The following is a 24,470-nucleotide window of genomic DNA, read 5'->3' on the forward strand; positions in this document are numbered from 1 at the left end:
AATTACTAATACAAATTGCCCAGTTTCAGTACAGAGGCCCACTTGGTCTGCACTTGCCCACTATGCCGAGTTTAACCTCGTGCAGGGTCGTTCAAACTGCACGTTTAGCTCGCAAAATGCAAGAGGGGCGCTGCAAGCAGCGCCCCAATAATCACCAAATTCCTGCATGGAGTCCAGATGGCTCCGTGTAGAGGACGCTTATCAGAGCACGTTGCATTCACGCATCGTGCTCTAAGTTCTTTCCTTGAGCTCATTCAGATCATTTGATTGAAGCCAATCAAATGGAATGCACTCTAGGCGTCCAGCATACGCTTCAGCAGCTCCAGCTCCTGCGCAAGACCGTTATCTGCCTTGGAGAGCTCTTCGATTTTACGAACTGCATGAAGTACTGTTGTGTGGTCACGATTGCCGAAGCGACGACCGATCTCTGGCAGAGAACGTGGGGTCATCATCTTAGCGAGATACATAGCGATTTGACGAGGACGCACGATGGTGCGTGTCCGGCGTGCAGAAAGCAGATCTGCTTTTGTGACGTTATAATGTTTTGACACAACGCGCTGAATGTCTTCGATTTTAACGCGGCGCGGTTCAGCTGCACGGATGAGATCACGCAGAGTGATTTCAGCCATTTCCAGAGTTACCGGAGAGTTTGTCAGCTGATTATGCGCAACGAGACGGTTCAGAGCACCTTCCAGGTCACGACCTGAAGAGGTTACGTTACGAGCAACGTAGTCCAGAACGGCCTCCGGCACAGTGAAGTTCGGGTATGAGCGCTGCTGAGCACGCATACGATCTTCAATGATAGCGCGACGAAGCTGGAAATCTGGTTCGGAGATATTTACGACCAGACCACCTGCCAAGCGGGAGCGAACGCGATCATCCAGGCTTTCCAATTCAGCCGGAGCGCGGTCAGCTGCAACAACAACCTGACGAGCACCATCAATCAATGCATTAAGAGTGTGGCAGAACTCCTGCTGCACCTGCTTGCCGTGAAGGAACTGCATGTCATCGATCAGAAGAAGATCGATAGAACGTAGAGTTTCCTTGAAGGACATTGCAGATTGCGCCTGAAGCGCGGCAACGAAGCGGTACATGAAATGCTCTGCAGTGAGGTACAGAACGCGGCGACCAGCCATACGGGCCTGATTTGCAATCGCCTGCATCAAGTGGGTCTTACCAAGACCTACAGAAGCATGGAGGTAAAGCGGGTTAAAGGTTACGACACCGCCGCCTGCAACTTGCTTTGCTGCTGCAAGAGCCAGAACGTTGGATTCACCTTCAACAAAACTTTCGAAGACGTATTTCGGATCGAGGGATGCCCCTTCGAGTACGTCTTTAGAGGAAAGGTCGGAACGACCACCTCGACCGCCCATCATAGATGGCATTGGGGACGTTGCGCGCAGACCAACAGGATCATTTACCTGAATTGGGCGCATATCAGTCTTACCACCCAGTGCTGGGCGTGCAGCTGGCTTAGCCGCTGCAGGACGGGGACGAACGGCACCGCGAACGGTGAGCTCGATCTTATGAATGTCATCACATTCATTTTTCCAAAGTCCCATCAGACGCTCTGAATAATGAGACTGAATCCATTGCTTCAAAAACCGCGTAGGAACAGACAAACGAACGGTGCCGTTGGTGTGCCCTTCCATGTCTACACGTGCAAACCAGCTGGAGAATACATCTTCACCCAACTCAACACGTAGACGTTTCTTAACGCGATCCCATTGCTCCGGCCCTGGAGCTTCCTGAACGTGCATGCTCGCCTCCTTGCAGCCGTTGAGTATTCCGCCACAGATACTCAACCATCAAATCTATTGCGCTCATTTCGAGCTTTGTTGAACCAGACGCTTTTTTATTTCGTTGCCATTAGACAAAAACATCACATCGGTGTGGCGCCCACACACCGTTGCTAAATTCTAATATTTCTTGGGAGCTATCCTTGGCTCCACGGAAGACCTTGAGCCTTCCACCCAGAAACCGAGCCTCGATGACCTTCAGCATCATGACCGCCTTCAAAGCCGTCTGCCACGTTGTAGCAGTTTTTATAGCCAAGGGCTGTCATCTCGATCGCTGCTGCCTTACTCCGAACTCCAGAGCGGCACAAAAAGAAGATTGCAGCGTTTTGGTCAAGTCCTTTTTGCGTCAATGCGTCAGAAAGTTGACTCGCAAAGCCCTCATGAGGGCCATTGGATGGGAAACCCTGCCATTCAGCAAGGATGACTTCCTTCTCCAATTTGGAAAGATCCGGAATGCCTACGAAGGTCCATTCAGCGTTGGTTCTTACATCTACAAGAATTGCAGAACCATCAGCTTTAAGGCTCTCGAAAACTTCCGTTACGCTTCGATCACCTGCATAGGACTCATGCATAGATACTTCCATTTACTAACCTAGACGCATTACGTTTGCTCACCCAAATGAGTAAGCCACTATAAAAAGACTCAAAATCGAAATTCAAGAAAAATCAGAAGGAAAAGCAACAATAGCAGCAAAATGACGCAACAACTCTAGTAGTCTAAATTGCAATTACTATAAAATGCAACGCCTAGACTTTACGCCATCTAACCAGCTTTGCCCGACCCTGGTTCGATTCTTCTAACTTGTATGCTGGGATCGGGTAGCAACCCGACTTCTTCTTGACCATACACAGCCGATTTTGGTCCCGCAATAGCGGAAAGTTTACAAAACGCAAATGCCCTTTCTGTGACGCAAGGTCAAGCTCATATGTCGTCAACGGCTAAGTTCGGCAAAAAGCAGTGAACTCAACAACTTTCTCGATATGCGCTTGGTTAATGGTGGGCCCGGGAAGCGAATAAAAAAAATTTATCCGGCCATCTCTTGACTCACCAAGAATCTGCTCATTTCAACTGTGACAATTTTAACCTAGAGCCAATCCATTGTTTTTTAAGGATTTTCCTTGACAGGCTCCGAGACTAGTCCACAGGCTATCCGCCGTGAAAATGCCCCAGTTTTATCCTAGGGTAAGCTTATCCAGCTAACAAAAAAGCCCGGCCATACGACCGGGCTTTTTTAGTCCAAAAAAATTGGATTAGGCGCCGAGTGCCTTAATGCGGGCATTCATGCGGGATACTTTGCGAGACGCAGTGTTCGCATGCATAACGCCTTTAGTAGATGCACGCATGATCTCAGGCTGTGCAACTTTGAATGCTTCGTTAGCAGCTGTCTGGTCACCCGCGACAATTGCTTCTTCCACTTTACGAACGTATGTACGTACGCGGCTACGGCGAGCCTTATTAGTGGCCGTCTGGCGAGCAATTTTACGTGCCGCCTTCTTGGCCGAAGGAGTGTTGGCCATGGGCTCTGTCCTGATCTGTCAGTAAGAACTGTTTTCAAATCGCGAACGAGACCGCCCAAAGCCGCCCCGATCAAACGAATTCAGTGACGAACAAAATCCGCCTCTGGTTGTGGAGCGCTTATAGTTGGGAGTCTTAGCCTCGTCAACGAAAAAAGGTGTAGACCTGCCTAAAAACGGCTTATCCGTCTTCGAATTCAGGTTTTCTCTTTTCTATGAATGCCTTCATACCTTCTTTTTGATCGCTGGTTGCAAACATAGAATGGAACAAACGACGCTCAAAACGAATGCCTTCAGCAAGTGTTACTTCGTAAGAACGGTTTACACTTTCCTTCGTCATCATAACAATTGGAGTCGAGAAACTTGCAATCTTTTCAGCAGCTTTGATTGCTTCAGCAAGCAAATCTTCATTTGCGATAACACGAGAAACCAGACCAGCGCGCTCAGCCTCTGATGCATCCATCATACGGCCTGTCAAGCACATTTCCATTGCTTTTGACTTGCCAACAAGTCTTGTTAATCTCTGTGTACCACCTGCACCTGGCATAACGCCAAGTTTGATCTCTGGCTGACCGAATTGCGCAGATTCTGCTGCCAAAATGAAATCACACATCATGGCAAGCTCACATCCGCCGCCCAGCGCGAAGCCTGCGACCGCCGCGATGATTGGTTTACGCTTTTGTGCGATCTGATCCCAGCTGGTGATGAAGTCCATCAAATAGGTCTGCGGATAGTCGTATTCTGCCATCACTTTAATGTCAGCGCCCGCCGCGAAGGCTTTCTCGGAGCCGGTGATGACTGTCGCGCCAATTTCAGGGTCACGATCAAATACGTTCAGTGCTTCATCAAGCTCAGCGATCAGGTCGCTGTTCAATGCATTCAATACTTTCGGGCGATTTAGCGTAATCAGGCCAATCTTGCCGCGTGTCTCAACCAGAATATTCTCGTAGGACATATGTCCCTCCCAATAAAATCAACTTGGATTTCTGCCCTAACATTGAAGAGTGATGGCTTAGCGGCAAGGTATCCGTTTGTCTTAGTTCTATCAGGCGTCTGTGTTTGCCCGCTCTGGAAACAGCGCTGCGAGCCCTTCTTTGCTAGCTGCACAGGCACCACGCTCAGTGATCAAGGCAGTGACGTACTTTGATGGCGTCACATCAAACGCGAAGTTGGACAAAGGGGTCTCTGGTGGGCAAATGCGCACCTTCTCGACCTTGCCCTCCGCGTTTTCACCCGAGATCCACGCGACCTCTTCGCCGCCGCGCTCTTCAATTGGAATTTCCTTCAGGCCATCAGCGACGGTCCAGTCGATGGTTGAGGAAGGCAGAGCCACGTAGAATGGGACGCCGTTGTCATGGGCTGCCAGCGCTTTGAGGTAGGTGCCGATTTTGTTGCAGACATCGCCGTGTGCAGTTGTTCTGTCTGTTCCCACGATGCAAAGATCCACCATGCCATGTTGCATGAGGTGGCCACCTGCATTGTCAACAAGCAACGTATGAGGCACGCCGTGCTCTCCCAGCTCCCATGCGGTCAGACCTGCGCCCTGATTGCGTGGGCGAGTTTCATCAACCCAGACATGGACCTTGATGCCTTTGTTGTGGGCCTGATAGATCGGAGAGGTGGCTGTCCCCCAGTCCACGGTTGCCAGCCAGCCCGCATTGCAGTGGGTCAGAATGTTGATGGTCTCGCCCGGGCTCTTTTGCGCAGCGATCTCCTCAATCAGCTTAAGGCCGTGCTTGCCGATGGATTCGTTGCAGGCCACGTCTTCATCAGAAATCTCGACGGCCCGCTTCCATGCAGCTGCCGCTCTTTGCTCCAATGGCAGCTCTGCGAGCAGGCTTTGCATGTCATTCAACGCCCAGCGCAGATTGATTGCTGTCGGGCGGGTTGCATGGAGCACCTGCCACGCATTGCTTAGTGCTGCGTCGCTTGGGTCTCGCGCCATTTCCAGTGCAACACCAAAGGCAGCTGTTGCGCCAATCAGTGGGGCGCCTCGAACCCACATATCCTTGATGGAAACGGCTGCATCTTCCAGATTACGCAGTTCAACCTCGACAAAACGATGAGGGAGGCACGTCTGGTCGATGATCCCGACAGATTTTCCAGCTTCCAGCGGCCAAATGGAACGGTATGCTTTACCATGAACCTTCATCGCGACGTCTCCTACCCATGTATGCGGTTTGTGCGTCAGATTATCGGATTTTTCCGTGGCTCCATCTGCATTTTATCGCGTCCGGTTTCTTTTCCTCATAAAGTTCTGCAGTCCGCAGTTTCCGCATAGTCCAATTAGATGAAAGCCTTTCATCTCCTCTTTAACCATACTGCGCTACGCTGAACTCTCTTACGTCAGTTTACACATAACTTTGCCGGGTTGATGAAAGAGGCTTCCGATGGCTCCGCTGGATACTGAAATTCGCGTTATGGATGAAGATGGCATTCTGACCATGTTGGATTGGGCCGCCCAAGAGGGGTGGAATCCGGGTGAAGATGATGCACCATCCTATTATGCGGCGGATCCCGGCGGTTTTCTTGGCTGCTATCTAAACAATCAGCTGGTTTCTATGGTGTCTGCCGTTCAATACGGTGAGGCCTATGGCTTTCTCGGCTTTTACATCTGTCATCCAGAGTTTCGCAGGCAAGGCCTCGGGGCCGTTATATGGAATGCCGCCATGAAACGGCTGGAAGGGCGGACGATTGGCCTTGATGGCGTGGTGGAAGAGCAAGACAATTACGCGAAGTCCGGCTTCAGGCTCGTTCATCAGAATATGCGTTACAGCGGTCTGTCTGATGTCACCATGCCTATGGATCAGCGGATTTCCATCATTGGCAAGGGCATTTTGCCAAGCATTATAGAATATGACCGCAACTACTTTCCCGCAGAACGCTCCGCTTTTCTGGAACGCTGGATGGAGCCCATGAACCCTATGCGCCGGGGCCTTTATCTGGTTGAAGAGGGTATTGTTCGCGGTTACGGCGTTATCCGTGCGGCCCGTGATGGGTATCGCATTGGCCCAATGGCCGCTGAAACTCCAGAAGGGGCTGACCTGCTGTTCCGCGCCCTTGCTGGCAGTGCCAAAGGGCAGATGATCAACATTGACCTGCCTTTGCCTAATGAACAAGCCGTGGAACTGGCAGAGCGCTACGACCTATCACCCGTGTTCGCTACCGCCAGAATGTATAAGGGCCAGGACCCCAACCTCCCCCTCGACAAGATTTATAGCTTTGCGAGTTATGAGCTGGGGTAGAAGTGGATGGACAGAAGCGGCAAGACAACTACGAAGCGATTTACGACACATTTTGCATCAAAATACGTATCCACAACCTAGAATAGATATCACTCTTTAACACAAGCAGTTCTTCCCAACTTTCTAGCAGATAGCTATAGTCTACACTAGGAAGCACGGGAGAGGTTCAGTGTATTATTATCATGACGGCAAGCATGAAGTAGGGCCGTTTGATGTCCGTAATCTTCGCATACTTCGGCAGAACGGTTTGATAACGGAGAGTACGCTTGTTCGCTCTACCAATGGCGATGATTGGACATCTGCTGGTCAAATTCTCGATAATGAAGGTACTTCGGCAACAATTGAGCAGAACCTAAGTTTAGATGATACAGAAGTAAATACCGACCAGATTCTAAAACTTCGCCCAGCGTCGGAAAACCTGTTTCCAACTTTGCATGCACCCCTTCATGAAGAATCATCACAATCAGAAGTAGGCACTGCCCCCAAGGGATGGCTTGCGAACCCGCCTACACCTTGGAGAAGATATGCAGCCCGGCTATTTGACACGACCTTTAACGGCGTTGTTTTAGTCATGCTATTGGCTTTTGTTTTTTACGCTATTGCGCCTGCTGCAGCTGATGAGTTCTTCTCATTGTTTGATGGTCCTGGAGGCCGTCTGATAGATTTAATGTTTACCGCAAGTGCTGCCTCTGTATTGGGTGGAAGTTTAATCGGCGTCAGTGGCACTACTCTTGGAAAATTTATATTTGGGATAAAAATAACTCGGACCGATGGCCAACTTCTTGGGTTTTGGGATGGCTTAAAACGTGACTTCAACGTTTTACTCAGAGGGTTGGGACTCGGAATTCCAATAGTCGCCCTGTTTACTATGTGGGGCTCCTATCAAAGACTAAAGTCAAATAAAACAACAAGTTGGGATACAGAAAAATATACTGCTTGGCATCGCCCCAGCGGAATTGGGCAATACATTCTCAATGTGATCGGTATCGGCCTGTTTTTCCTAATCTTGACCATGGTGCGCGCTATGGAGCAGCTATAAGCGTTTATGAAATATAGAGTACTAAAAACGCTCTTCGCATTAGCATCTTTTGTTAGCGGCGTAGTAGCGTGGTTTATGACACAAGGTTATAGCTATCTCGCTAACGATGTCTTTTGGGGCCACGTGGGCTTAACCGCAGCCTGTTGCTTCTTTTTCTTAATTACTGCGTCAATAGTAATTGCCAGTTCTATAAATCAATCAGGTAATCTTAAAGCACCTCATTCATTGAATGATCTCTTCCTCCTGATACTACTGATTCTACAAGGTGGTGCAGCGTTGGGCACTATCTTCAATTTTGAAGCTTCATTACAAATTGCCCAAGCGTCTGCTCAGTTGAAAGGTGTTGTTGTTTCTGTTCAGAACAAAGGCAGTGCTGTGCTTTATGGCGAAATTGGCTCTAAGACATTTGATACTCTCAAGATGGCCCACTCAAAAGCCCCAATTCATTCAATAGAGTTGCGTAGTGGTGGAGGAGACATCACAAGCGCAGAAAGGATTGGTGCCTTTATAAACGACAAGGGCATTGAAGTGCTCGTCAAATCTCACTGCGCAAGTGCTTGTGTTTTGATCGCATTGTCAGCTTCAGAACTCTATGTTTCTCCTGACGCCCGGTTTGGTTTTCATCAGGCTAGCACAGCAGCAAGCCTAGATAGCCAAATGGGGAGCTTCTATGGAAAAATCGCAACTGAAGAGTTTATTTCACAACTAAAGATTCTGGGTACGCCCAGCTTCCTTTTAGAACAGGTTCGAAAAACGCCTCCTAATCAGATGTATTATATTTCTGGAGAAGACCTATCTCAATTTGGATTGGCCGAGATCATATCTGTTTCACATCAGTAGCAAACTGATAACTCACAAACCGGCTCACAATCTATCTAAAGGCGGTTTAGGCCACTCCCTACTGCGGCAGCAGGGTCTCCCGATCCAGTTGCTGTTCGTGGGCTTCTTCCTGGAGCCATGCTTTGAAGGATTTTACGACTGGGCGCAGGGTGCGGTTTTCGGGGTAGACGAAGTGGTAGGCGGAGGAGAGTTTCAGGCTGATATCAAACAGGCGGACCAGTGTGCCTGCGGCGAGCTCTTCCTCAATAAAGAACTTTGGCACCAGCGCAACGCCCAAACCGGAGGCGGCGGCTTGTGAGATCATGGTGAACTGATCGAAACGCGGGCCCTGAAAGGCGCCATCTGTTTCTACACCTGCCAGAGAGAACCATTTTTGCCATGCATCTGGCCGTGTTGACTGGTGCAGGCGCATAACGTCGATCAGATCTTCCGGCGTGCACAGGCTGTGTCTGTCGCGGAATGCTCTGGAGGCGACTGGAATGACTTCTTCCTGAAACAGCGGCTCTGCGATGGCTCCTGCCCAGACAGGTTCTCCGTAATGGATCGCTCCATCAAACGGTTCTACCGAGAAATCGAAGGGGCGCAGACGAACGGAGAGGTTGAAGCTGGCTTCCGGGTAGCGCTCGTGGAAATGGGGGAGGCGGCGGGCGAGCCAACGGGTGCCGAAGGTTGGGAGGACGGCGACGTTGAGCACATCCTCACTGCCCGCAAAGGACATCACCTGACGGGTCGCGCTGGTCATCTTTTCCAGCGTGCCACGGATGTCATGCAGGTAGATACGCCCGGCATCCGTCAGAACAATGCGCTGGCGAATCCGTTTGAACAGCTCAACACCCAAGCGACCTTCCAAAAGGCGCACTTGTTTGCTGACTGCGCCTTGCGTCAGGAACAATTCTTCAGCTGCACGCGTGAAACTGCCGTGCCGCGCTGCGCTTTCGAATGCGATCAAACAGTCTATCGGGGGGATAAAACCACGCTTCATCCTGACCTCTCATGATGCCGTGAACAGCTCGAAACTCCTGAAATCGCGAGGTTAGGCACACCCAACACGATTAAATTTCGTTCTATCTGGCATCATCTCCTTCTTAAAACAGAATCTCAAATAGGCCGATACCCATTATTATCCTACTGATTTTAAGCAGTTTTCTCACTAGTGCAAGATCCAAGCGAAATTATCAGTCATTCCATATGCGAATGAATAATGGAAAAGACGTAGCTTTTACCAGTGAACAGGACAAGAGAAACTCTGCTCAAATTTCGAACTGACTGTTTCTCACTCTTTGGGGGCTTCAATGACCGTAGGTCTGGATACCGCGCAATTCGCAAAAGAAACAATTGAACTCATGGAGCGTATGGGTGTTGCCCGCGCTGCTTTGGAAGGTGGCACACTTGCTGCAACTTCTCCAAACTCCGGTGAAACGCTGGCGATGATCAAAGAAGACAGCGCCGCGGAAACCTCCGCTGCGATTGGTCGTGCTCACGATGCTTTCAAAGAGTGGCGCAAGCTGCCAGCCCCTCGTCGTGGCGAACTGGTTCGCCTGCTGGGTGAAGAGCTTCGCACTTATAAAGATGATCTCGGCAAACTGGTGAGCCTTGAAGCAGGCAAGATCACCTCTGAAGGTCTGGGTGAAGTTCAGGAAATGATCGATATCTGCGATTTCGCAGTTGGACTTTCCCGTCAGCTGTACGGCCTGACCATCGCGACCGAGCGTCCGGGGCACCGCATGATGGAAACCTGGCACTCATCCGGTGTTATTGGTGTGATCTCCGCGTTCAACTTCCCAGTCGCGGTCTGGTCCTGGAACGCAGCACTGGCCTTTGTTTGTGGTGACTCCGTTGTTTGGAAGCCATCTGAGAAATCTCCTCTGACAGCAATGGCATGTGCTGCGCTGTTTGAGCGTGCGGTTGCCAAGTTTGGTGATGATGCGCCGAAGGGCTTGCTAGAAGTCATCGTGGGTGGCCGTGAAATCGGTGAGACACTAGTCGACGACAAGCGCGTTCCTGTTATCTCCGCAACCGGTTCCACTCGCATGGGTCGTCAGGTTGGTCCACGTGTTGCGCAGCGCTTCGGCAAGCCCATTCTTGAGCTGGGTGGCAACAACGCAGCGATCGTGACCCCATCTGCTGATCTGGACCTGACCCTGCGCGGCGTGGCCTTCTCTGCAATGGGTACTTGTGGTCAGCGTTGTACTACTCTGCGCCGTCTGATCACGCATGACAGCGTTTATGATGCGCTGATCCCACGTCTTATCAAGGCATATGCCTCTGTGAAGATCGGCATTCCGACCGAAGAAGGCACGCTGATCGGTCCGCTCATCGACAAAGACGCTTATGACAACATGCAGAAGTCTCTGGAAGCTGCAAAAGCTGCTGGCGGCACCGTGCATGGTGGCCAGCGCGTGATGGCGGATGAGTATCCGGATGCCTATTACGTTCAGCCTGCTGTTGTTGAAATGCCAGGTCAGGTTGGTCCTGTACTGGAAGAGACTTTTGCTCCGATCCTCTACGTCGTTCGCTACAGCGACTTTGATGAAGCGATTGAAATTCAGAACGGTGTTGGTGCTGGCCTGTCTTCTTCCGTCTTCACCAAAGACATGGGTGAAGCTGAAACCTTCGTTTCTGTCGTTGGCTCTGATTGCGGCATTGCAAACGTCAATATTGGCCCATCCGGTGCTGAAATTGGCGGCGCATTTGGTGGTGAAAAAGAAACTGGTGGTGGCCGTGAAGCTGGCTCTGATGCCTGGAAGGCATACATGCGCCGCGCGACCAATACCATCAACTACTCTGGCGCTCTTCCATTGGCGCAGGGTGTGAAGTTTGACGTTGAATAAGGAATTTTGAGCATGAGTAGTGATCCAACCGGCGGAGGCGTCTTCAATTGGGAAGACCCGTTCCTCATGCGCGACCAGTTGAATGAAGACGAAGTCCTCATCATGGAAAGCGCGCGTGCCTACGCTCAGGAAAAGCTTCTGCCACGTGTGATGGAAGCCTACCGCGAAGAGAAGACTGACCGCTCTATCTTTAACGAGATGGGCGAGCAGGGCCTGCTTGGCGTGACACTTCCAGAGCAATATGGTGGTTCAGGTGCGTCTTATGTGGCTTACGGCCTCGTTGCCCGCGAAGTTGAGCGTGTGGACAGTGGCTACCGCTCCATGATGAGTGTGCAGTCCTCGCTGGTGATGTACCCAATCTACGCCTACGGCTCTGAAGAGCAGCGCATGAAGTATCTGCCGAAGCTTGCCTCTGGTGAATATGTTGGCTGTTTTGGTCTGACCGAGCCGGATGCAGGGTCTGACCCGGCTGGCATGCGCACCCGCGCTGTGAAGACCGAGAGCGGATACCGCATCACTGGTTCCAAGATGTGGATTTCCAACTCTCCAATCGCAGACGTGTTTGTGGTTTGGGCGAAGTCTGAAGCGCATGACAACCAGATCCGCGGTTTCGTTCTTGAAAAGGGTATGGAAGGTCTTTCCGCGCCTAAGATCGAAGGCAAACTGTCTCTGCGTGCTTCCATCACCGGTGAAATTGTGATGGACAACGTGGAAGTGGGTGAAGACGCTCTGCTGCCAAACGTTTCTGGCCTGAAAGGCCCGTTTGGCTGTCTGAACCGCGCTCGCTACGGCATCTCCTGGGGTGCGCTGGGCGCTGCGGAAGATTGCTGGATGCGTGCTCGCCAATATGGCATGGACCGCAAGCAGTTCAACCGTCCTCTGGCACAGACACAGCTGTTCCAGAAGAAGCTGGCAGACATGCAGACTGAGATTACTCTCGGCCTTCAGGCCTCTCTGCGTGTTGGTCGTCTGTTTGACGAAGGCCGCGTTGCTCCAGAGATGATTTCCATCGTGAAGCGCAACAACTGTGGCAAAGCGCTGGACATCGCTCGTCAGGCACGTGACATGCACGGTGGTAACGGCATCTCTGAGGAATTCATGGTGATGCGCCATGCTCAAAACCTTGAGACCGTCAACACTTATGAAGGTACACATGACGTTCACGCCCTTATTCTGGGTCGTGCGCAGACTGGCCTTCAGGCTTTCTTTTAAGCCCTGATCAGCATCGTAATCTCGTGAAAGTGCTGGGAGGCCTTTTTTGAGATTACGCATGATGCTCTTGGGAGGCGTTTCGTCTCCCTTTTAGACCGGCGCTCGCAAATACCCGCCTAATTGTTTCGGGCGTCGGTTCTTACCTTTTTCATTTCTCAGTATTCAGGTGTGACTATGGCGATAGCTTCAGTGGATGTTGCTATTATTGGGGGGGCTGTCATCGGGTCATCGGTGGCGTACCATCTTGCACAACGCGACGACTTCAAGGGTAGCATTGCGGTCTTTGAGAAAGACCCGTCTTACCAACATTGCGCTTCGGCGCTTTCTGCCGCTTCTATTCGCCAACAGTTCTCCTCTGCCGTGAACATCGACATTTCGCTCTACGGCATCGATTTCCTGCGCGATATTGGCAATCTTCTGGAAGTTGACGGCGAGCAGCCACGCATTGACTTGGTTGAGGGCGGTTATCTTTTTCTCGCAACGCCAGACAAGCGCAGCATTTTGGAAGAGAACCACGCACTTCAACAAAAGATGGGTGCCGATATTGGGTTTTTGGATGCTGATGCGCTGAAAGCCAAATTTCCGTGGCTCAACGTCTCTGATCTTTCTGCTGGCTGTCATGGCCTGTCCGGCGAAGGCTGGTTTGACGGCTATGGCCTGATGCAGGCTTTCCGCCGCAAAGCGCGCTCCCTGAACGTGCCTTATGAGCCGTATCAAGTGGTTCACCTTGAAAAGATCATGGGAGGCAGCTGGATTTTGACGCTCTCCAACGGAGAACAGGTGGAAGCTGGTGTTGTGGTGAATGCTGCAGGCGCGTCAGGTGGTACTCAGATTTGCATGGAAGCTGGTTTTGAAGCGCCCGTACACTCCAAAAAGCGGATGATCTTCACCTTTGAATGCCGGGAAGAAGTTCCGGGTCTGCCGTTGCTGATTGACCCGAATGGCACGTACGTACGCCCTGAAGGGGCAGGCTTTATCTGCGGTAGCGCGCCGGATGAAGAGCAGGACCCGGATTGCTTTGACTATGACGTCGATTATTCCTTCTTTGAGGAACACCTTTGGCCAACACTCGCCAACCGTATTCCTGCATTTGAAGCCATCAAGCCCGGTGCGGCGTGGGCAGGACATTATGATGTGAACCTGTTTGATCACAACGCATTTACCGGTCCGGTGCCCGGCATAGAAGACTTTTACATCGCGCTGGGCTTCTCCGGTCACGGCCTTCAGCAAAGCCCTGCGGTGGGACGCGGTCTTGCTGAACATATCGTAACAGGCCGCTATGAAACGCTGGACCTTTCCGAGCTTGGTGTTGAGCGCCTGACCGCAAACAATCCGCTGATTGAGCGGAATGTGGTTTAAGAAGAGCGGTCTACTGAGGTGGGCCGCTTAATCTGGCTCGGTTTTTGATGATCAGGTCGGCGAGGAAGTCTGCCATGACGCGCATTCGGGGGGAGTGGGCGAGGTCAGAGTGCATGACCAGATAGATTTGTTGATCAACGCCGATGTTGGCTTCCACGCATACAAGCCCAGCTTCTACTGCAAGGAAGTGAGGGAGGACTGCCAGACCAAGCCCGGCTTTGGCAGCGACCACTTGCGTGGCGAGTGATGAGGTTAAAACTGCAGGCTCACGGCCTTTTAAAGCACGTCGAATCCATTGTGCTGCGGCAAGGTGAGCCTGCGCTTCACTCCAGGATATGCAGTCATCGTCCTCATAGCTCTCAGGCTTTTCGAGTTCGGTCCGCTTGAGCAGATATTCTTTGCTTGCATAAAGGCCGAAGCCGAGTGTTCCCAAGCGGCGAAGTGTGACGTTGCCGCTTTCCGGTTTCACCATCCGTATGGCGAGGTCTGCATCACGGCGATGCAGGTTGACTGAGTTCACGTCGGTCAGGATTTCGATGTGCAGGTCCGGATAGCTGGTGCGCAACTCGGGCAGTGCAGGCAAAATCAGGTGAGTGGCGAGATTTTCTGCTGTGGCGAGGCGCAATTTTCCGGAAATGCCTGCCTGAGCCTTTGCGCCGGAAGAAAATGCTGCGGCTGCGGCTTCCAGCGCTTCTGCTTTTGCCAGCAGCTCACGGCCATCCTCTGTGAGCTGATAGCCAGACTGGTGCCTGACGAACAAAGGGATTTTCAGCGTTTCTTCGAGACGATCAATCTTTCTCGACAGCGTCGCCACACCGATCTGTAGGTGTTGAGCAGCCGCGCTGAGTGTTCCTGTTCTGGCGACAGCCAGAAAGGCTTTGGTGTCATCCCATACAAGGTCGCGCAGAACTTCATTTCCAAATTCGGAAATCAGCTTTCCATTTCTACTCGTATTTTCCATTTTTGAAACATGGCAAGTATTCAGCAGCAACACAAGGAAGCTTCTGATGAAAACTCGCCAACTTGGATCTAAACTTAACGTCTCAGCGCTTGGTCTGGGCTGCATGGGGATGAGTGAGTTTTATGGTTCACACGATGATAGTGTGTCCTTGGGTGTGATGGTGCGAGCCGTTGAACTGGGCATAGATTTCTTTGACACGGCAGACATGTATGGCCCTCATCACAATGAGGAGCTGATTGGCCGTTTTTTGAAGGAAACAAAAGCACCTCTCAAAATCGCAACGAAATTCGGCATCAATCGGAAACCCGGCGAATACAAGCGGATCATCGATAACAGCAGGCAATACGCACGGCAGGCCTGTGAAGGCTCTCTGAAGCGCTTGGGCATTGATTACATTGATCTTTACTACGTTCATCGTGTTAACCCGGAGCAACCCGTTGAGGATGTCATGGGCGAACTTTCGCGGTTGGTTGATGAAGGAAAGATCGGCAATATCGGGCTTTGTGAGATCAACGAGACAACACTGCGCCGGGCGCATGCGGTTCATCCAATTGCGGCTGTACAGACAGAATACTCGCTGTGGTCCCGTGATGTCGAAAGCGCAATCCTGCCTGCGTGTCGTGAGCTTGGTATTGGATTTGTCCCTTATTCCCCGCTGGGACGAGGTTTTTTGACGGGCAGTTTCAACTCGAAAACGGAGTTTGAAGAGGGCGATTTTCGCGCCAATCTGCCTAGATTTTCCAAAGAGGCCTTACTCATCAACGAGGGTATCGCGAAAGTGATTACAGCGGCCGCACACCAGAAGAAATGCACACCTGCACAGCTCTCCCTTGCCTGGTTGCTGGCAAAGGGAAACGATATCGTGCCAATTCCGGGCACGAAGAGACTGAAGTATCTGGAAGAGAACGCTGCAGCACCTGAGATTGAGTTGACCGCTGAAGAGGGGCTTGCGCTGGACGCTGAGATTGCTCGCATACCTGTTGTGGGTGAGCGGTACACGCCTGAGGGCATGAAAGGCCTTAATGCCTAAACAGTCTCTCTGAGCAAAACCGAGTGATCCCTAAAACTTATTCCCCTCCCAGTTTTCTCCCATACTCTGAGAAACATGCCCACGCAACGGGCTGCTGGCGGACCGTCCGTCAGTGAGGCGTGGGTTGGGTGGGGCTATCAGAAGAGGTAACGCATCTTTCTGGTGGTCCGGTGAACCGAACTTCAAACGTGACCGCATGGTTTGAGGGGAAGGGCCCAAGTTTGTAGGGTATCACGCGGCGACAAGTGCAAATGTACCGGCAGTAAAACCTGCTTTTGCAGATGCGTTTGTCAAAGACGGAGGAACTGTTCGGTTAGGGAAACCTGATTGGATAAGCCATTGTCTTTCCGGGAAACCGGCTATCGTGCCTTACAGGCAAAGAGGCGACGTTGTTCATTACAAGAAAGCCCGGGCGAGGCGAGCAGCCACTGCCGAAGACTCATATTTAAACAAGTAGCGCAGGCACTGCCTGCTCGCCTTGCTCATCCCAAGTTTGGGAACCTTAGCTTCAACACTGCATGGGCTGCCATGCGGTGCTTTTAGTGCATGTTTTTGTTGTTCCAGTGCCATTCAGAACAGCGCAACTCTGCAACCTCCTGCACAATCTTGGTGTCAGGCTTATAATGCCCTGCATGACCAGTTGACCGCGTTCAGGAGGGTGGAACATGTCATCTTCAGTTGCTTTGAGCACACCGCAAATTAATCCGCACATCTCAGCGGGGGATCTTGAGAACATCAAGGGAGCCTCGGACAGAGACCATGTTGGGAATCCGGCAACACGGCTCTGGGACAAGATTGTTGACTGGTTTTGCGGGACGGACCGCGTAACAGCGAAGAAACTGACGTTTGATCTGTATTCTCCGAGTGTGACGGACCAAAACAAGGTCAAAGCCTTTGAGCAACTGCGCGAACTGGCTGGTGCGAACTATCAGGACAATTTCAAAGTCTATGACAGTTCCCATTATCGCAGCTACAGCGTTTTGGATTTCAAGCTGGAATTTGATGTGCGCAGTCCTAATGAAGACCGCGTGGAAGCTAACCTGAAAAACGACATCATGATGGAGGGGATCAAGATCCCCGAGCAGCAGGGCATACAGTTTCAAAAGGACTTTAACCGCAGGCAGGAGCGCACTTTTACGTTCGATTCAAAACCGATTGAAGACATGAGCTTCTTTGATCAGTTCTCGCCACAGGAACGTGCCACCATCTTTGCAGTTTGCCATCAAGGGCTGTTTCCGCTGCTCTCTGATGCGGTGATGTGTATGTCCAACAATCAGGACATGCGGTTTGATATCAGCAAGCCGGGGCCAGATGATCTGCGCATTGAGGCCTACATGGAGAAGGACATTTCCATGGACTTCGATGGACCATTCTTCGAGGAACAACAGCAGCAGGTTGCTGAATATGACGGCGTGAAGAAATCGTTGAAGATTGAAGCTGTGATCAATGTCTGGCGAGGTGGCCAGGAGGTTGATCTGGTTTCTGCTGAAGTCCTGTCACAAAACGAAGTGTGACAGGAGCTGTTGCGGAGTGTTGTAGACGAAGGACGCTGAGTTAGCTCTCCTTGTCCTTCTTCTTCATCGCCTTTTCGAGAGCGTTGACGGTGGTTCTAAGCACCTGAATGCGGGCGTAGCGCTTGTCTTCGGAAGAAATGAGCGTCCATGGCGCATAGCGGGTGGAGGTGCGGTCCACCATGTCACCCGCTGCGATGGCGTATTCGTTCCATTTGAGGCGATTGCGCCAGTCTTCCTCGGTGATTTTGTAGTTCTTGTAGGCGGTTTCTTCGCGGGCTTTGAAGCGGCGCAGTTGCTCTTCTTCCGAGATCGCCAGCCAGAACTTGCAGAGGACGAAGCCGGAATCTGTCAGCTCTTTTTCGAAGGCGTTGATTTCGTTGTAGGCGCGCATCCAGTCGGCCTCAGAACAGAAGCCTTCGACGCGCTCAACAAGAACCCGCTCGTACCAGGAGCGATCAAAGATGGCGCTGTGGCCCTTTTTCGGCAGGCGGCGCCAGAAACGCCAGAGATACGGGTGCAGCTTTTCTTCCACGGAAGGGGCTGCAATTGGGTGCACCTTGTAGTTTCGCGGGTCCATGGAGCGGGTGAGGCGGCGGATTGAACCACCTTTGCCAGCTGCATCGTTGCCCTGGAAGACGGAGATTAGACCGAACTTTTTGAAACGCTTGCGGTCTGTCAGGTACGCCATCTTGTCCTGAAGCTCTTCAAGCTCTGCCTTGTAGTCTTCTTTGGAAATGGTTGCTGTCAGGTCTATCGCATCCACGGCGTTGGCCTGCGACAGGGTCGTGACCACAGCCGGAGCTGAAACCGGATTGCCGTTGCCGCTTTCCAGCTTCTTCTTCATGGACTGCGCGATGGTTTCGGCCAGCGCGAGATCGCGAACATCCGGATCCTGAGAGGGGATTACAAACCAAGGGGCATAGCCGGTGCTGGTTTGCAGGGATGCCTTTTCGCCCGCCGTCTGCGCGGCGCGATAGTGCTCTGAGCCAGACCATTCCTCAATGAAGTTACGGCCTTTTTTGCCTTTGGCTTCGATATCATGCAGACGTTCCTGCTGCTCTGCCTTTGGAAGAGTGAACCAGAACTTGAGAAGGAGAATGTTCTCGTAAGCCAGCATTTTTTCAAAGCGGTTTATGGCTGACAGCTGGCGCTCCAGCTCTGCGTCGTCGATCTTACCCATAACCGCATCACGCAGTGGTTCCTGATACCAGGAGCCAAACACAATGGAGGTTTCGCCCCGTGCAGGCAGATCACGCCAGTAGCGCCAGTAGTTTGGCCGGGCGCTTTCAGACTCGCTGCGCTCTTCATGGTAGGCGTTGCAGAACAGATAACGGGTATCCATCCACTCATACAAACGGGAGATCGCCGCGCCTTTACCCGAGCCGTCTACGCCAGCGAGCAAAATGATCGTTGCAAAAGCTTTGTTCTCTCTCAGCTTGTGCTGAACTTCCAACAATTCCTCACGGAGTTCAGGCAGTCTTTTTTGAAGCAGCTCTTTGCTAACTGTCTGAGGAATGTTTGCAGACTGAAACATGCAAGTGACCTTCGCATCTGGGGCATGGCGTAAAATGTTATTTTTGCTCATTCGGCTTTGCAGCCAAGAATAGCCATTCTGTATTATTGCTTAAAGAGCTAAACGATGTTTTTCGTCACCAGAATTAACGTATGGGTCTGATTAGTGGGACTATTATGCTTTTTGAAGGGATTAGGGCTTGTTATTTCCCTTTCAAAGCGCCAGATGCCTGCATATAAATGTAACAGAATGCAGACCTTATTTTGGTCACCTTGGCACTATGTATACATTTCAAGCAGTCACCCAGCGATCTAAGTCATTTATGAAAGAGCTAGAGACTTTTCAGTGAACGTCGATTTCGTCACCACATTCCTCAACCACATTGTTGATTTCATTGCAGCAAACCCAGCGTTCGCTGGCCTTATCTGTTTTATCGTCGCAATGGGCGAAGCGCTCTTTCTGATTGGACTGGTGTTTCCAAGCACGGTTGTTCTTGTGGGCGCCGGAACGCTAATTGGCCTTGGCGAGCTGCCCTTTCTGAGCATCTTTTTATGGACAACTGCAGGCGCTGTAACCGGCGACGCGTTTTCCTACTGGTTTGGCTACTTTTACAAAGACAAAGTGCGCACCATCTGGCCATTAAGCAGGTATCCTGATTGGTTGCAGCGCGGTGAAGACTATTTTGCCAAACATGGCGGTAAGAGCATCTTCATTGGCCGTTTTGTGCCAGGTGTGAAGTCCGTGGTACCCGGAATTGCCGGTATGGCGGACATGAGTTTTGGCCGCTTTACGTTCTTCAACGTGACATCAGCCTTTGCATGGGCCGCGATCCATCTGATACCGGGTGTGATGGCAGGATCAGCTCTGTTTGCTATTGGCGAGTTCAATACGCGTCTGGCGATTATTCTTGGTGGCTTGCTGCTGGTTCTTTTGATTGCCGTGGCCCTGATCCGCTGGCTGATCATGTTTATTCTGCCAATCGTTGGTGGTTCTCATCAAGCAACAGTCAATTGGTTTGCCCGCCGTCCTGATCGCTTCAGCCAATGGGTTGCACGGACGTATGACCCTGAAAACCCACGTAGTGTGGGGATGCTGGTTTCTGCATTCTTCCTGCTTGTGACGCTGCCCGGTTTCATCTGGTTTACAGGTGCTGTGGCGCCGGGAATGCCGATGGCGCGGGCTGATCTTGCGATCAGCAACTTCTTCCAGATCGCCCGGACGCCAGTCATCGATAAGGTCATGGTTATGATCACCATGATGGGCGATGGTCATGTCACTGCAACCGTGACGCTGGCTGTTGGGCTTTATCTGTTTGGGCGGAAGGCATGGCGCAGAGCGACAGGCTTTGTCATCGCGATTGTCAGCTCCTCTATCTTTGTGGTGATCACCAAGGCATTGATTGGCCGCGATCGTCCGATTGAGCTGTACTCTGGAGCGGACGCATTTTCATTTCCATCGGGGCACGCAACGATCAATACGGTTCTGATCGGGGTGATTGCGGTTCTGGTGGCTCATGATCGTTCCCGTCTGAGCAAGACGATCATCTATTCTGTGGCGGCAACCTTTGCGATCCTGATCGGGTTCTCACGAGTTTATCTTGGCGCGCACTGGCTTTCTGACGTGCTGGCTGGTCTCTTGTTTGGCTCCGGTACGGTCTTCTTCTTCTCATTCGTGTTTGGGCACATTCACAACGAGAAAGTTGGCAGAACTGCGCTGACGATCATTTCGCTGAGTGCACTGGCGATTGCTTCCGTCTGGCACATCAGCACCAATTATAAGACAACTGCTGAGGCTTATGAGCCGCGCAGTGAATCCGTTGTGATCCAAAAATCCAGCTGGCGCTTGCAGGACTGGCGTTTGCTGCCTGCCAAGCGTGTATCCATTACGGGTGAACTGGAAGAGCCGATAACACTGCAATGGTCCGGCACGCCGGAACAGTTGGAAAAACAATTGACAGACCTGGGTTGGCGCAAGGCTCCGGAATGGTCTGTTCCAACGGCGACTGGATACCTGAAAGGCGAGACACCTGCTGGCGAATTGCCTCCGGTACCACACACCAATGCAGGCTTTCTGCCTGCGCTGACGATGGTTTATGAAAGCGATCAGGACCACAGACAGGTGTTCTGGCTCTGGGAAACCCGGTTCAAGCTCTCCGATGTGAGCGGAGATATTTCCAATCTGTATATCGGCGGTGCGCTGGACGAAGAAACCGTCCGTCTGTTTGGTGAGTTTTCAGGTCTGAAGTCTGAAGATGAAATTCCAGTGGATCTTCACATGTTCAACCAGCTACCGAATGCAGAAGAGAAGCGCAGGTGGGATGGTAGCTCTGTGGTCATTGCCGGGCCTTAAAGCAGGCCCTGCTAGGCTTTTTCCTGAGGAGCGCAATACAGGCCGTAGAGAGTTTGCAGAACGGATTCCACTTCGGCACTTGCCAGAGAATAATAGATTGTCTGGGCGCTACGACGGGTGGAAACCAGATTGCTGGCACGCATCTTGGCAAGGTGTTGAGACAGCGCAGACTGACTAAGATTAACAGCTTCTGCAAGTTCACCTACAGTACATTCGCTCTGTACCAGTCGACACAACACCATCAAGCGCTTGGGATGCGCCATGTTAGCAAGAAGCCGCGAAGCTTCCTCAGCGTTTTCTTCTAAGTCTTCAAAATTTGCATCAATCAAAGCTCGAACCCTAATCTTTAATGTTATTAGCAGCAGGCCATTTATAGGATGTGGGCCATAAAAGCAGCGTCATTATTCTTGGTCCCCATACATAAAGAAGAACATGAAACATGCAAGTAGCTGGACTGCTCTAACCAAATTTGTCGTCCTTTTCTTGTCGGGACAACCAGAATATTATGCTCTCCTGCAATAATTCTAGCATAATGTGGCGGGTCTATGTTAATAGCCCGATCAAACCGAGCCTCAGAGACTATTCCAGTAGAATTAATTGAAGCTGCCTGCTTTTGTGCTGGATTTCTCGAAGGCAAACTTCTTCAAGCTTGTTTTGTGCGCATCCTAAATCGAAAAACGGTTTCTACTTTTCCGGGACGCGCAAAAAACACATGATGAAATCAGCAGAACCGGCTTCGGACACTCTGCTCATTCGAAAGATCACTTTTGACCGACTTCGACAAACTTGGCGTTGCAAAACCATTTCAGATCGCCCTGAAATCTAAAGGTTATGACGAGCCAACACCTATTCAGGAAAACGCTATTCCATACATTCTGGATGGCAAGGACCTGCTTGGTCTTGCTCAGACCGGAACGGGTAAAACCGCAGCTTTCGCAGTGCCGCTTCTTCAGCGCTTGCTTGAGAGCCGGTATCGCGCAGCGCCAAAGAGCGTGCGCAGCCTTATTCTGACGCCAACTCGCGAGCTGGCGGATCAGATTTCAAAGAACATCAAAGCCTATTCAGGCCGCACCAAAATGTACTCCAGCTGCGTTGTTGGCGGTGTGCCATTTCCTCCGCAGTTCCGTGCTTTGCAGCGTGGTCTGGATGTGCTTGTGGCGACACCTGGTCGACTGCTCGACTTGCACCGCAAAAACGGCGTCAGCTTTGATGAGTTGGAGATTTTCGTTCTCGATGAAGCGGACCAAATGCTGGATCTCGGCTTTATCGCAGAACTGGAAGAGATTGCTTATCTGCTGCCGGAAAAACGGCAGACACTGCTGTTCTCAGCGACTATGCCTGCAGAAATTCGTGAGTTTGCTGGTCGCTTCCTAAGCGATCCTGTTGAGGTGAGCACTGCGCCACCAGCAACAACAGTAGAAGCTGTAATTCAGAAGATCGCGCATCTGGAAGATAACGCCAAGTATCCTTTGCTGAAGACGCTTCTTGAAACGGAAGAGTGCGAGCGCGCTCTTGTGTTTACGCTCACCAAAAAAGGCAGTGCGCGACTAGCTGCCCGGCTAAACGCAGACGGTGTGCCAGCAGAAGCTATTCATGGTGACATGTCTCAGGCAGAACGCCAGAAGACGCTGGACAAATTCAAGGGCGGTAAGCTGAAAACCCTTGTTGCGACTGATGTTGCAGCCCGCGGGATTGACGTTTCAGACATTTCGCATGTGATCAACTTTGACATGCCGAATGCGACCGAGAACTACGTGCACCGCATTGGCCGCACAGCGCGTGCGGGTAAGAGCGGAAACGCGATTACGTTCTGTTTGCCAGAAGATCGCGGCATGCTGCGTGCTGTTCAGAAGCTGATCAGTAAGAAGATCCCCGAGATGGATGGATACACCTTCTTCCCATCAGATCGCGAGCCGAAAAGTGCACGCAGCAATGCGCAATTAGCGGGCAAAAAACAGAAGCTTGGTGGGCAGCGGAAAGGCCCGGGCGGCGGTAAGTTCGCTCAAAAGCCAAAGGGCAAATCTTCTGCCAAGCCGAGTAAAAAAGCACCTCCACGCCGGTCGCCAAGCAAGTCATCTGACACATCTTCAGCGCCTGCTTCCGGTGGTGGCGTTTATCTCAAGCGCAAGAAGCCTTAAGCCTCCGCTCAATGCAGGGGCTTACGACAGTGCAGAGTGTATCTCACGGATTGGAAGTAAAGTTCCAATCTGGTGGTCGCAGCGGTGTGTTATTGGTTGTTTTCTCTCAGGTCCGGATACCCTCTGGTAAATTCGGGCTGGAGCGCTTGTTTGCAAAGACACAGCATTCCTGTGTTTTTCTGAATGATATCCATTCACAATGGTACCTAAGTGCTCAACAAGGCATTGACCGTGCGATTGACGAAGCGATTGCGCAAGAGAACCCGGAGCGCGTCATCTATTACGGCGCATCCATGGGGGCTTATGGGGCGTTGGTGACCGGCCTGCGGCGTCAGGACGGTGAGATTTATGCGTTTTCACCGGAGCTGGAGCTGGGTGTGGTTGGCACGCAGAGCGCTGCATACCTGACACCTTCTGCTCCTGATAAGGCAGATCTGCTGGCGCTTCTATCAGAGAGTATGAAGTATCCCGTTCACCTCTTCTTCGGGCTATTCGATTGGGTCGATACGAACGGATACCTTGCCGCGCAGCGATTGCCGCATTGTGCAAACCGGTTTTGTTATGGGGTTGCAGGGCCGCATGCGTTGCATGATCAGCTTTACTCTCTCAACATTATTCGCCAGCTGATCAAGACGTTTCAGTGCGATGTTGCTGAGCTGCTTAGGGCGCGAGGTCTCCTTATCACGCCAAGCCTTGCTGACTGCGCGGGTTTCGTTCGTCTGGGGCAAGCGCTCGCAGAAGGCAGAGTGATGCATCTGCCAGATGTCTCGAGAGAACTCTCTGTCAATCCGGGCTATAGGTTGCTAAAGGCCGAACATCTTGCGTTGCAAGGAAAGCCTCAAGAGGGCGCTGAACTGCAGAAGTGGGGTAGTACCTTGCAATGTGATGCCGTGTTGAAGACGACACCAAAGCGTTGGCGCAAGAGTTTTTTGATAGGTGCAGCTGAGTTGTATTCAAGCTGCTCTGAGCACACAAAAGCTCGGGAAGCCCTTGCTAACTGCGCTGCACAGTTCCCGATTGATGAGCGGATGTTGCAGTTGGCAGCCGAGCTGGATTTCGTTTTACCTGAAACTCAGTGAAGCCCTGATCTAATCCTGGATTGAAATTATCAGACAGCTTGATAGT

20 protein-coding genes are annotated in these 24,470 nt (G+C 51.5%); 11 read left to right on the top strand and 9 right to left on the bottom strand.

The genetic code is table 11. The annotated features are described in order from the left end of the window. Window positions 1-293: 293 nt before the first annotated feature. The 5 genes from dnaA to mtnA all read right to left on the bottom strand — a co-directional run bounded on the left by dnaA (window position 294) and on the right by mtnA (window position 5,466). Window positions 294-1,760 carry a chromosomal replication initiator protein DnaA gene (gene dnaA / locus PsW64_RS08420; protein WP_057463134.1) on the bottom strand — a complete coding sequence of 489 codons (1,467 nt, stop codon included), beginning with the start codon at window positions 1,758-1,760 and terminating at the stop codon, window positions 294-296. A 176-nt stretch (window positions 1,761-1,936) separates the two neighbouring features. Continuing rightward, window positions 1,937-2,371 carry a rhodanese-like domain-containing protein gene (locus PsW64_RS08425; protein ID WP_063303324.1) on the bottom strand — a complete coding sequence of 145 codons (435 nt, stop codon included), beginning with the start codon at window positions 2,369-2,371 and terminating at the stop codon, window positions 1,937-1,939. Between the two features lie 679 nt (window positions 2,372-3,050). After that, window positions 3,051-3,317, bottom strand: a complete 267-nt coding sequence (rpsT, locus tag PsW64_RS08430; RefSeq protein ID WP_057463136.1) for a 30S ribosomal protein S20 — start codon at window positions 3,315-3,317, stop codon at window positions 3,051-3,053. Between the two features lie 178 nt (window positions 3,318-3,495). Then, complete coding sequence (locus PsW64_RS08435) at window positions 3,496-4,269, bottom strand: enoyl-CoA hydratase (RefSeq protein ID WP_063303325.1); 774 nt, start codon at window positions 4,267-4,269, stop codon at window positions 3,496-3,498. A gap of 90 nt (window positions 4,270-4,359) precedes the next feature. Continuing rightward, window positions 4,360-5,466: an S-methyl-5-thioribose-1-phosphate isomerase gene (gene mtnA / locus PsW64_RS08440; protein ID WP_063303326.1), complete on the bottom strand. Its 1,107-nt coding sequence runs from the start codon at window positions 5,464-5,466 to the stop codon at window positions 4,360-4,362. Window positions 5,467-5,704: 238 nt separating this feature from the next. Between mtnA and PsW64_RS08445 the strand changes: the two genes are divergently transcribed. The 3 genes from PsW64_RS08445 to PsW64_RS08455 all read left to right on the top strand — a co-directional run bounded on the left by PsW64_RS08445 (window position 5,705) and on the right by PsW64_RS08455 (window position 8,438). Beyond that, window positions 5,705-6,559, top strand: coding sequence for a GNAT family N-acetyltransferase (locus PsW64_RS08445; protein ID WP_063294346.1), 855 nt, complete (start codon window positions 5,705-5,707; stop codon window positions 6,557-6,559). Between the two features lie 169 nt (window positions 6,560-6,728). Beyond that, window positions 6,729-7,598, top strand: a complete 870-nt coding sequence (locus PsW64_RS08450; protein ID WP_063294347.1) for an RDD family protein — start codon at window positions 6,729-6,731, stop codon at window positions 7,596-7,598. Between the two features lie 6 nt (window positions 7,599-7,604). Further along, a complete protein-coding gene (locus PsW64_RS08455; protein ID WP_063303327.1) occupies window positions 7,605-8,438 on the top strand; it encodes a hypothetical protein in 834 nt (277 codons plus the stop codon). Between the two features lie 58 nt (window positions 8,439-8,496). On the opposite strand, the gene PsW64_RS08460 is transcribed toward PsW64_RS08455, so the two are convergent. Beyond that, window positions 8,497-9,420 (bottom strand): LysR substrate-binding domain-containing protein, encoded by a 924-nt coding sequence (locus PsW64_RS08460; RefSeq protein ID WP_063303328.1) that lies wholly within the window; start codon window positions 9,418-9,420, stop codon window positions 8,497-8,499. 310 nt (window positions 9,421-9,730) lie between these two features. On the opposite strand from PsW64_RS08460, the gene amaB reads away from it, so the two are divergent. The 3 genes from amaB to PsW64_RS08475 all read left to right on the top strand — a co-directional run bounded on the left by amaB (window position 9,731) and on the right by PsW64_RS08475 (window position 13,840). Beyond that, a complete protein-coding gene (amaB, locus tag PsW64_RS08465; RefSeq protein WP_063303329.1) occupies window positions 9,731-11,269 on the top strand; it encodes an L-piperidine-6-carboxylate dehydrogenase in 1,539 nt (512 codons plus the stop codon). 12 nt (window positions 11,270-11,281) lie between these two features. Next, window positions 11,282-12,481, top strand: a complete 1,200-nt coding sequence (locus PsW64_RS08470; RefSeq protein ID WP_057463143.1) for an acyl-CoA dehydrogenase — start codon at window positions 11,282-11,284, stop codon at window positions 12,479-12,481. Window positions 12,482-12,655: 174 nt separating this feature from the next. Continuing rightward, window positions 12,656-13,840 (top strand): NAD(P)/FAD-dependent oxidoreductase, encoded by a 1,185-nt coding sequence (locus PsW64_RS08475; protein ID WP_063303330.1) that lies wholly within the window; start codon window positions 12,656-12,658, stop codon window positions 13,838-13,840. Window positions 13,841-13,850: 10 nt separating this feature from the next. Here the strand turns inward: PsW64_RS08475 and PsW64_RS08480 are convergent, their stop codons facing one another. Further along, a complete protein-coding gene (locus PsW64_RS08480; protein ID WP_063303371.1) occupies window positions 13,851-14,801 on the bottom strand; it encodes a LysR family transcriptional regulator in 951 nt (316 codons plus the stop codon). 46 nt (window positions 14,802-14,847) lie between these two features. Here PsW64_RS08480 and PsW64_RS08485 point away from each other — a divergent pair, with 46 nt between their 5' ends. Next, window positions 14,848-15,831: an aldo/keto reductase gene (locus PsW64_RS08485; protein WP_063303331.1), complete on the top strand. Its 984-nt coding sequence runs from the start codon at window positions 14,848-14,850 to the stop codon at window positions 15,829-15,831. Between the two features lie 665 nt (window positions 15,832-16,496). Further along, window positions 16,497-17,345 (top strand): hypothetical protein, encoded by an 849-nt coding sequence (locus PsW64_RS08490; RefSeq protein ID WP_063303332.1) that lies wholly within the window; start codon window positions 16,497-16,499, stop codon window positions 17,343-17,345. Window positions 17,346-17,385: 40 nt separating this feature from the next. Here the strand turns inward: PsW64_RS08490 and pap are convergent, their stop codons facing one another. After that, on the bottom strand, window positions 17,386-18,879 hold the full coding sequence (gene pap, locus PsW64_RS08495; protein ID WP_057463258.1) for a polyphosphate:AMP phosphotransferase: 1,494 nt from the start codon (window positions 18,877-18,879) through the stop codon (window positions 17,386-17,388). Window positions 18,880-19,203: 324 nt separating this feature from the next. Here pap and PsW64_RS08500 point away from each other — a divergent pair, with 324 nt between their 5' ends. Further along, entirely contained in the window at window positions 19,204-21,207 is a 2,004-nt protein-coding gene (locus PsW64_RS08500) for a bifunctional DedA family/phosphatase PAP2 family protein (RefSeq protein WP_063303333.1), read from the top strand. 11 nt (window positions 21,208-21,218) lie between these two features. Here the strand turns inward: PsW64_RS08500 and PsW64_RS08505 are convergent, their stop codons facing one another. Further along, entirely contained in the window at window positions 21,219-21,536 is a 318-nt protein-coding gene (locus PsW64_RS08505) for an ArsR/SmtB family transcription factor (protein WP_057463148.1), read from the bottom strand. Between the two features lie 438 nt (window positions 21,537-21,974). Here PsW64_RS08505 and PsW64_RS08510 point away from each other — a divergent pair, with 438 nt between their 5' ends. After that, a complete protein-coding gene (locus tag PsW64_RS08510) occupies window positions 21,975-23,345 on the top strand; it encodes a DEAD/DEAH box helicase (protein ID WP_063303334.1) in 1,371 nt (456 codons plus the stop codon). A gap of 29 nt (window positions 23,346-23,374) precedes the next feature. Beyond that, window positions 23,375-24,424, top strand: coding sequence for a hypothetical protein (locus tag PsW64_RS08515; protein WP_208980659.1), 1,050 nt, complete (start codon window positions 23,375-23,377; stop codon window positions 24,422-24,424). Window positions 24,425-24,470: the final 46 nt, after the last annotated feature.

It is taken from the genome of Pseudovibrio sp. W64 (assembly GCF_001623145.1).
In the GTDB taxonomy this organism is placed as follows: domain Bacteria; phylum Pseudomonadota; class Alphaproteobacteria; order Rhizobiales; family Stappiaceae; genus Pseudovibrio.

Excerpts from the sequence above, each read along its gene's own strand:
- dnaA (WP_057463134.1), bottom strand. The coding sequence starts at position 1,760 with ATGCACGTTCAGGAAGCTCCAGGGCCGGAGCAATGGGATCGCGTTAAG.
- PsW64_RS08425 (WP_063303324.1), bottom strand. The coding sequence starts at position 2,371 with ATGCATGAGTCCTATGCAGGTGATCGAAGCGTAACGGAAGTTTTCGAG.
- PsW64_RS08455 (WP_063303327.1), top strand. The coding sequence starts at position 7,605 with ATGAAATATAGAGTACTAAAAACGCTCTTCGCATTAGCATCTTTTGTT.
- PsW64_RS08445 (WP_063294346.1), top strand. The coding sequence starts at position 5,705 with ATGGCTCCGCTGGATACTGAAATTCGCGTTATGGATGAAGATGGCATT.
- PsW64_RS08490 (WP_063303332.1), top strand. The coding sequence starts at position 16,497 with ATGTCATCTTCAGTTGCTTTGAGCACACCGCAAATTAATCCGCACATC.
- PsW64_RS08470 (WP_057463143.1), top strand. The coding sequence starts at position 11,282 with ATGAGTAGTGATCCAACCGGCGGAGGCGTCTTCAATTGGGAAGACCCG.
- PsW64_RS08435 (WP_063303325.1), bottom strand. The coding sequence starts at position 4,269 with ATGTCCTACGAGAATATTCTGGTTGAGACACGCGGCAAGATTGGCCTG.
- PsW64_RS08485 (WP_063303331.1), top strand. The coding sequence starts at position 14,848 with ATGAAAACTCGCCAACTTGGATCTAAACTTAACGTCTCAGCGCTTGGT.
- mtnA (WP_063303326.1), bottom strand. The coding sequence starts at position 5,466 with ATGAAGGTTCATGGTAAAGCATACCGTTCCATTTGGCCGCTGGAAGCT.
- PsW64_RS08475 (WP_063303330.1), top strand. The coding sequence starts at position 12,656 with ATGGCGATAGCTTCAGTGGATGTTGCTATTATTGGGGGGGCTGTCATC.
- PsW64_RS08480 (WP_063303371.1), bottom strand. The coding sequence starts at position 14,801 with ATGGAAAATACGAGTAGAAATGGAAAGCTGATTTCCGAATTTGGAAAT.
- amaB (WP_063303329.1), top strand. The coding sequence starts at position 9,731 with ATGACCGTAGGTCTGGATACCGCGCAATTCGCAAAAGAAACAATTGAA.
- PsW64_RS08460 (WP_063303328.1), bottom strand. The coding sequence starts at position 9,420 with ATGAAGCGTGGTTTTATCCCCCCGATAGACTGTTTGATCGCATTCGAA.
- rpsT (WP_057463136.1), bottom strand. The coding sequence starts at position 3,317 with ATGGCCAACACTCCTTCGGCCAAGAAGGCGGCACGTAAAATTGCTCGC.
- pap (WP_057463258.1), bottom strand. The coding sequence starts at position 18,879 with ATGTTTCAGTCTGCAAACATTCCTCAGACAGTTAGCAAAGAGCTGCTT.